This is a genomic window from Pseudomonas sp. DWP2-2 (genome assembly GCF_049897065.1).
Taxonomy (GTDB): domain Bacteria; phylum Pseudomonadota; class Gammaproteobacteria; order Pseudomonadales; family Pseudomonadaceae; genus Aquipseudomonas; species Aquipseudomonas paracarnis.
The window spans coordinates 1-6,990 of sequence record NZ_JAFCVN010000023.1; the positions used below are offsets into that span (position 1 = coordinate 1).

General features: G+C 60.1%; 9 protein-coding genes and 1 pseudogene. 5 read left to right on the plus strand and 5 right to left on the minus strand.

Annotated features, from left to right (window positions below; all coding sequences use genetic code 11):
* Nucleotides 1-288 precede the first annotated feature (288 nt).
* Nucleotides 289-720 (minus strand): Hg(II)-responsive transcriptional regulator, encoded by a 432-nt coding sequence (merR, locus tag ACP7CZ_RS26880; RefSeq protein WP_003425050.1) that lies wholly within the window; start codon nucleotides 718-720, stop codon nucleotides 289-291.
* A 71-nt stretch (nucleotides 721-791) separates the two neighbouring features.
* On the opposite strand from merR, the gene merT reads away from it, so the two are divergent.
* From merT to merB, 5 genes are read left to right on the plus strand one after another with little or no spacing between them, the layout of a single operon-like run.
* Nucleotides 792-1,142 carry a mercuric ion transporter MerT gene (gene merT / locus ACP7CZ_RS26885; RefSeq protein WP_003425049.1) on the plus strand — a complete coding sequence of 117 codons (351 nt, stop codon included), beginning with the start codon at nucleotides 792-794 and terminating at the stop codon, nucleotides 1,140-1,142.
* 17 nt (nucleotides 1,143-1,159) lie between these two features.
* Nucleotides 1,160-1,435, plus strand: a complete 276-nt coding sequence (gene merP, locus ACP7CZ_RS26890; protein WP_003425048.1) for a mercury resistance system periplasmic binding protein MerP — start codon at nucleotides 1,160-1,162, stop codon at nucleotides 1,433-1,435.
* Nucleotides 1,436-1,447: 12 nt separating this feature from the next.
* Entirely contained in the window at nucleotides 1,448-1,882 is a 435-nt protein-coding gene (gene merC / locus ACP7CZ_RS26895; RefSeq protein ID WP_003425046.1) for an organomercurial transporter MerC, read from the plus strand.
* 35 nt (nucleotides 1,883-1,917) lie between these two features.
* On the plus strand, nucleotides 1,918-3,600 hold the full coding sequence (gene merA, locus ACP7CZ_RS26900) for a mercury(II) reductase (RefSeq protein WP_003425044.1): 1,683 nt from the start codon (nucleotides 1,918-1,920) through the stop codon (nucleotides 3,598-3,600).
* A gap of 12 nt (nucleotides 3,601-3,612) precedes the next feature.
* Complete coding sequence (gene merB, locus ACP7CZ_RS26905; protein ID WP_003425042.1) at nucleotides 3,613-4,251, plus strand: organomercurial lyase MerB; 639 nt, start codon at nucleotides 3,613-3,615, stop codon at nucleotides 4,249-4,251.
* Between the two features lie 92 nt (nucleotides 4,252-4,343).
* On the opposite strand, the gene ACP7CZ_RS26910 is transcribed toward merB, so the two are convergent.
* From ACP7CZ_RS26910 to ACP7CZ_RS26925, 4 genes and pseudogenes are all read right to left on the minus strand, one after another.
* Nucleotides 4,344-4,643 carry a plasmid pRiA4b ORF-3 family protein gene (locus ACP7CZ_RS26910; protein ID WP_003425039.1) on the minus strand — a complete coding sequence of 100 codons (300 nt, stop codon included), beginning with the start codon at nucleotides 4,641-4,643 and terminating at the stop codon, nucleotides 4,344-4,346.
* A 3-nt stretch (nucleotides 4,644-4,646) separates the two neighbouring features.
* Nucleotides 4,647-6,152, minus strand: a complete 1,506-nt coding sequence (tnpC, locus tag ACP7CZ_RS26915) for an IS66 family transposase (protein WP_003425038.1) — start codon at nucleotides 6,150-6,152, stop codon at nucleotides 4,647-4,649.
* Nucleotides 6,153-6,189: 37 nt separating this feature from the next.
* Entirely contained in the window at nucleotides 6,190-6,534 is a 345-nt protein-coding gene (tnpB, locus tag ACP7CZ_RS26920; RefSeq protein WP_003425037.1) for an IS66 family insertion sequence element accessory protein TnpB, read from the minus strand.
* Nucleotides 6,531-6,827, minus strand: a pseudogene (locus ACP7CZ_RS26925) (transposase); the annotation flags it as partial. The pseudogene ACP7CZ_RS26925 and the gene tnpB, both read right to left, overlap by 4 nt.
* Between the last annotated feature and the right edge of the window lie 163 nt (nucleotides 6,828-6,990).

Below are 6,990 nucleotides of genomic sequence, written 5' to 3' on the forward strand. Positions count from 1 at the left end.
GTAAGCGTCCGAACTACACCGCCTTGCATCTCAGACCTTAATCCCCTTTAACCGCTGATTGACGCGCTCACACTCAAAAACTGCGAAATTGCACCCCACTTGACCACCCATTTGCGTTGCAACTGACCAATCATTTGCATTCGAAGTGATCAGGACTCTCGGCTCTGTAGGGTAAGAGCGTGGCTAAAAGCAGACCGTAGGTTTGGCCAGTCAACGGGGCTCATTGAGCGCCGCTCTTTTCCTGTTCAAGCCGACAAACAGGGGGGCAATGAAACGGGAAATCGTAGGCTAAGGCGCGAAGTTTTCGTGGCTATCTATTCCATGCAGCGAATCGATCAGCGGGCAGCTAACCGTCCCGTGGCTCGCGCAACAGTCATCAACCAACTGCGCCAGGACCAACTCGATCCGCCGCAGATCCGCAAGTTTCCCCCGCACGTCTTCGAGCTTCTGCTCGGCGTGCACACGCGCATCATTGCAGTGCGTACCGTCATCGAGCCGCAACAGTCCGGCCACTTCATCGAGGCTGAAGCCCAGCCGTTGTGCGGACTTCACGAATTTCACCCGTGCAATATCCGCCTCGCCGTAGCGACGAATGCTGCCGTAGGGCTTGTCCGGTTCGGGCAACAGCCCTTTGCGTTGATAGAACCGAATGGTTTCCACGTTAACCCCGGCTGCCTTGGCAAAGACGCCAATGGTCAGGCTTTCCGCAGTGTTTTTCATACCGCTTGACTCCGTACCTGACTACGGAAATAACCTTAACCCATCGATCAAACATTCGAAAGGTTGAACCCATGTCTGAATCACAAAAGGGCCGTGGTGCACTCCTCGCTGGAGGTCTGGCGGCGATCCTTGCGTCCACCTGCTGCCTGGGCCCGCTGGTGCTAATTGCCCTGGGCTTCAGCGGCGCCTGGATCGGTAATCTCACCGTTCTGGAGCCCTACCGCCCGTTTTTCATCGGCGCGGCATTGTTGGCGCTGTTCTTCGCTTACCGGCGCATTTTCCGCCCGGCTCAAGCCTGCAAACCCGGTGAGACCTGCGCAATTCCGCAGGTACGAACTACCTACAAGTTCATTTTCTGGCTCGTGATGGCACTCGTGCTGGTCGCGCTCGGTTTCCCCTACATCCTCCCGTTGTTTTACTGATCAGGCAGGAGTCTCCCATGAAAAAGCTGTTTGCCGCTCTCGCGCTCATTGCCGTGGTTTCCCCGGTGTGGGCCGCCATCCAAACCGTCACCCTGTCGGTACCGGGCATGACCTGCGCCGCCTGTCCGATCACGGTCAAGAAAGCGCTGACCCAGGTCGAGGGCGTGACCAAGACCGAGGTGAGTTTCGAGAAACGCGAAGCCATCGTGACCTTCGACGATGCCAAGACCAACTCCGAGGCCCTGACCAAGGCGACCGAGGATGCCGGCTATCCATCTACCATCAAGCAATAGGAGGAAATACCAATGAGAAATCCTCTCAATCTGTTCACGCGGATCGGTGACAAAGCCAGTTCCGTCGGTGTGCTGGTTTCAGCCCTAGGCTGCGCCGCGTGTTTTCCTGCTCTGGCTAGCTTAGGCGCTGCAATCGGTCTGGGCTTTTTGAGCCAGTGGGAAGGCCTGTTCATCACCACGCTACTGCCCTTGTTTGCGGCCCTGGCGCTGCTCGTCAATTCCCTTGGCTGGCTCAAACATCGGCAGTGGCAGCGAACTGCACTCGGCCTGATAGGCCCTGTCCTGGTCTTGGCTGCGGTGTTTTTGATGCGGGCTTATGGCTGGCGGAGCGGTTGGCTGCTCTATATCGGTCTGGCCCTCATGCTTGGGGGCTCGATCTGGGATCTCGTGTCGCCCGCCCACCCCCGTTGCGCCCCGGGTGCCTGCCCACCACAGCCAAAACAGTAATGCCGCAAAGAGACCCATTTGAGGAAGTAAACGCTATGACCACACTGCGAATCCACGGTATGACCTGCGCCTCCTGTGCCGACCGCGTCAGAGATGCTCTGGAGGGAATCTCCGGCGTGCACCGGGCGGACGTCTCCTACGCCGGTGGGAAGGCCGAAATGACGGCCGACGCGGCTGTCAGCCGTGAACAAATGCAAGCCGCCGTCGAGGCCCTTGGGTATCAAGCGTCGTTCGAAGTCGCCTCGCTACAACCGCGCCCCGGCCAGCTCGATAAGGCGCTGGGCTGGTTGCGCAGCGACACCGAGGTCGGCAAAAACGGCGACGCGCTACACATTGCAGTCATAGGCAGCGGCGGTGCGGCAATGGCGGCCGCCTTGAAGGCGGTGGAAGCCGGCGCCCGCGTCACTCTGATCGAGCGCGGCACCATCGGCGGCACTTGCGTCAACGTCGGCTGCGTGCCGTCGAAAATCATGATTCGCGCCGCGCATGTGGCTCATTTGCGCCGCGAGAGTCCGTTCGATGACGGAATGCCCGCCACGCCGCCGACCGTCCTGCGCGAGCGGCTGCTCGCGCAACAGCAAGGCCTTGTCGACGAACTGCGTCACGCCAAGTACGAAGGCATTCTGGAGAGCACACCAGCCATCACCGTGCTGCGTGGCACCGCTCGCTTCCAGGACGGCCACACGCTCAGCGTCGAACTGGTCGAGGGGGGCGGGCGCGAAGTCGCGTTCGACCGCTGCCTGATCGCTACCGGCGCCGGTGCGGCCGTGCCGCCGATTCGCGGGCTGCAAGACACCCCCTATTGGACCTCGGAGGAGGCACTGGCCAGCGCCAGTATTCCGCAACGGCTCGCCGTGATCGGCTCATCCGTGGTGGCCTTGGAGCTGGCGCAAGCCTTTGCCCGGCTGGGTAGCCGCGTCACCATCCTGGCGCGCAACTCGCTGTTCTTCCGCGAAGATCCGGCCATCGGCGAGGCGCTGACCGCAGCCTTCCGCATGGAGGGCATCGACGTGCTTGAGCAGACACAAGCCAGTCAGGTGACCCACGCCAACGGCGAATTCGTACTGACCACCAACCACGGTGAACTGCGCGCCGACCAACTGTTCGTCGCCACCGGCCGCACGCCCAACACCCAAAGCCTGAACCTGGAAGCGGCGGGTGTACTGTTGGATGAACGCGGCGCCATTCAGATCGATCAGGGCATGCGCAGTAGCGCAGTGGATATCTATGCAGCCGGCGACTGCACCAACCAGCCGCAGTTCGTCTACGTCGCGGCGGCGGCTGGCACCCGTGCGGCGATCAACATGACCGGCGGCGAAGCTACGCTTAATCTCGATGCCATGCCGGCGGTGGTGTTCACCGATCCGCAGGTGGCCACCGTCGGTTACAGCGAAGCGGAAGCACAGCGCGCAGGCCTCGAAACCGACAGTCGCACGCTGAGCCTGGACAACGTGCCGCGTGCGCTGGCCAACTTCGACACGCGAGGGTTCATCAAGCTGGTCGCCGAAGCGGGTTCTGGTCGGTTGCTCGGCGTGCAGGCGGTGGCCCCGGAAGCGGGCGAGCTGATTCAGACGGCGGTGCTGGCTATTCGCAACCGCATGACCGTGCAGGAGCTGGCCGACCAGTTGTTCCCCTACCTAACCATGGTCGAGGGCCTGAAGCTCGCGGCGCAGACTTTCACCAAGGACGTAAAGCAATTGTCCTGCTGCGCTGGATGAATGGAGAGCACCATGAAATTTGCCCGCTACATTACCGAGATCGCCGAACGTCTCACCCCGACCAACCGGCCCAAAGGTTTTGCGGAGTTCTTGGTCGCGCTACTGGGTGAACTTGCCAAGGGACGCCCGATTTCGCGAACTACGCTTGCCAGGACTCTTGGCTGGCCCGCTGAGCAAGTGGCGGCTGTGCTCGAACAAGCCACCAGTACCGAATACGACAACGATGGGAACATCATCGGCTATGTCCTCACCTTGCGCGAGACGTCGCATGTCTTGGAAATTGACAACCGCCGGCTGTATGCCTGGTGCGCGCTGGACACCCTGATGCTCCCGGCGTTAATCGGCCGTACAGCTCGCGTCTCGTCGCATTGCGCTGCAACTGGAGCACCCGTTTCGCTTACGGTTTCACCCAGCGAGATACAGGCTGTTGAACCTGCCGACGTGGCAGTGTCACTGGTATTGCCGCAGGAGGCGGCCGACGTTCGTCAGTCCTTCTGTTGCCATGTGCATTTCTTCGCATCTATCCCAGCGGCAGAAGATTGGGCCTCCAAGCATCAAGGATTGACTATCGTAAGCGTCCAAGAGGCGTTCGGCGTGGGCCAGGAGCTTAATCGACATCTGTTGCAGACCCTTCCAATGAGAACATCGTGATTGGATTTCGACTCAATGTCCTACGGAGTGGGCATCGGATTTCTCTTTCCGACTTTGATCCGGTGATCCCAGCCATCGCCAAAGTCATAGACCTAGCGGAATGTCCTTTTCCCGTTCAACGCTTTGATCAGAGTCTTGCGGGTCTCCGAGTTCACGGGAGGCCCCCATCCATCGGAGTCGGGAATACCGTAACTCTCACCAGCTATTTCAAACTCATGCAGATGGTCATCGTGCCAGCCCATTGCGATCTGGATCACCGCGTGCAATTTGCCTAAGGTGATGTTCTCGGGCACCGCCACACGGCGCCAGATGGCAGGTTCGATCCACTTCAATTCAATGTGCAGTAGCAACAAATCAGGTTCGGGTTTTGGCAAGCGAACAGTTTTGACCATGGATCAGGCGGCCTCGCAGAGTTCCGTGGAGGCGAGAGAAACGTTCCAGGGCAGCAGTTCGTCGACCCGATTGATCGGGTGGTCGGCGATGCGCTCCAGCACGTGTGTCAAATAGGCTTGCGGGTTCAGGTCGTTGAGTTTGGCTGAACCCACCAGGCTGTAAATCGCAGCCGCTCGTTCGCCGCCGGCGTTGGAACCGACGAACAGATAATTTTTTCTGCCTAGCGCGACAGCACGTAGCGCGCGTTCGGCAGCGTTGTTGTCGATCTCAATTCGCCCGTCATCGCAATAGCGCACCAAGGCCTGCCACCGATTGAGGGCATAGAGAATCGCACCGCCCAATGCCGATTTTTTCGACAGTTGAGTCAGCGTCTGGTTGAGCCACGCGTGGAGTTGTTCCAGCAGCGGACTGGCTCGGCTTTGCCGAACCACTTTTCGCAGGTTGGGCGGTTGCCCTCGAATCTCGCTTTCGATGGCATACAGGGCCGCAATCCGTTGCAGCGCCTCGGCGGCAAGTGGTGAAGCCAGGTCTTTGTAGACCTCGTAAAACTTGCGCCGGGCGTGAGCCCAACACGCCGCTTCCTCAATGGTGCCCGTGGCATATAGTTGAGCAAAACCGGCATAGCCGTCCGCCTGCAAGATCCCGCTGAAGCGCTTGAGATGCGCGCGGGGATGTTGCCCCTTGCGATCCGGCGAGTAGGCAAACCAGACCGCCGCCGGTGTCGCGTCCCCCGTAGGTCGGTCGTCCCGCACGTACGTCCACAGGCGCGCCGATTTGGTCTTGCCGTTGCCCGGCGCGAGCACGCCAATCGGCGTGTCGTCGGCATGGACTTTGTGTCCGCTCATGACGTGGTGCTCAAGGGCGTTGATCAGTGGTCGCAGCAACTGACTGCTCTGGCCAACCCAGTCGGCCAGGGTTGAGCGCTCCAGCTCCACGCCCTCACGGGCGTAGATCTCGGACTGCCGATACAACGGCAAATGATCGACAAACTTCGAGACCAGCACATGGGCCAACAACCCTGGGCCGGCAAGACCTCGGGCGATCGGGCGACTCGGTGCCGGCACCTGGGCGAAGTGCTCGCAGCAGCGGCAAACCCACTTCGGACGGACATGGCGAATGACTTTGAAACGTGCCGGAACGTACTCCAGCACTTCGGACACATCCTCACCTAAATGGCGAAGCGTCCCACCGCAGCCAGTGCATTGCGACTCGGGCTGATGAACGTGGGTTTCGCGAGGTAGGTGTTCAGGCAATGGTTTACGGCGCGAAACTGCGCGAGGTGCCGGCTCGACTGGAGGTGTCATTTCGGCTTGGCTGATTTGCAGCTCATCAAGGCTCAACTGGAGCTGGTCGATCATCGCTTCCAGTTGCTCGGAGCTGCGACCGAACTGCGTACGACGCAGCTTGGCGATCATCATCTTCAAGCGCTCAATCTCTGCGTGCTGGGCAGCGATCAGCGCCTTCAAGGCTTGAAGATCATTCGGCAGGGAGTCGGTCACGAGGGTCATGCCCGAATATTACTGGGGATTTTTTCAGCGCGGCAAGTCAGACCGCGAGGACGGGTGCTGTACGAATTGGCCGGCGCCAATCAATGCCCTCCAACAGCATCGACAACTGCGCGGTCGTCAGCGACACGCTGCCGCTGGTTGCTTGCGGCCAGACAAAGCGTCCTTGCTCCAACCGTTTGCAAAACAGGCACAAGCCGTCGCCATCCCACCACAACAGTTTGATCCGGTCACCACGCCGTCCGCGAAAGGCGAAGATCTGACCGGAGAAGGGATCGGCTTCCAGTTGAGTCTGCACCATGGCCGCCAAACCGTCGAAGCCACGACGCATGTCCGTGACGCCAGCGGCGATCCAGATACGGGTTCCAGCGGGAGGGGCAATCATCGCACTAACTGCTGCAAGACGAGTTGCAGCGTCTGCGGGTCTGGTGCTCCGGTGATACGCAACTTGGCTTTTCCTACCTCAACTGCGATCTCGGAATGACACTCTGCCTGTGGCTGGAAGACTGGCGGCAGATCCATTGGCGCCTCGATCACCTGGACTGGCAAAAACGAAGCACTCTGGCTGACCGGGCCGAATAGCCCTTCTTGGTATTGCTGCCGCCAGCGAAAGACCAGATTGGCATTGACGTCATGTTCGCGAGCGATCAATGACACGGAGGCGCCAGGCTGGAAGGTGGCCTCGACGACTTGGCGTTTAAAGTCCAGCGGAAAGTTGGGGCGGCGACCGGCTCGACGGGCTGGGGCAACTGTATCCAAGATAGTGTCCACTAAAAAATGGTGTCCACTATCTTGGCCAATTTGGAGGGCTGTCAGGAGAGGGTGCTGGCCGGACGGTTAC

Coding starts and splice junctions, on each gene's coding strand:
- merR (WP_003425050.1), bottom strand. CDS start 720: ATGAAAAACACTGCGGAAAGCCTGACCATTGGCGTCTTTGCCAAGGCA.
- merT (WP_003425049.1), top strand. CDS start 792: ATGTCTGAATCACAAAAGGGCCGTGGTGCACTCCTCGCTGGAGGTCTG.
- merP (WP_003425048.1), top strand. CDS start 1,160: ATGAAAAAGCTGTTTGCCGCTCTCGCGCTCATTGCCGTGGTTTCCCCG.
- merC (WP_003425046.1), top strand. CDS start 1,448: ATGAGAAATCCTCTCAATCTGTTCACGCGGATCGGTGACAAAGCCAGT.
- merA (WP_003425044.1), top strand. CDS start 1,918: ATGACCACACTGCGAATCCACGGTATGACCTGCGCCTCCTGTGCCGAC.
- merB (WP_003425042.1), top strand. CDS start 3,613: ATGAAATTTGCCCGCTACATTACCGAGATCGCCGAACGTCTCACCCCG.
- ACP7CZ_RS26910 (WP_003425039.1), bottom strand. CDS start 4,643: ATGGTCAAAACTGTTCGCTTGCCAAAACCCGAACCTGATTTGTTGCTA.
- tnpC (WP_003425038.1), bottom strand. CDS start 6,152: ATGACCCTCGTGACCGACTCCCTGCCGAATGATCTTCAAGCCTTGAAG.
- tnpB (WP_003425037.1), bottom strand. CDS start 6,534: ATGATTGCCCCTCCCGCTGGAACCCGTATCTGGATCGCCGCTGGCGTC.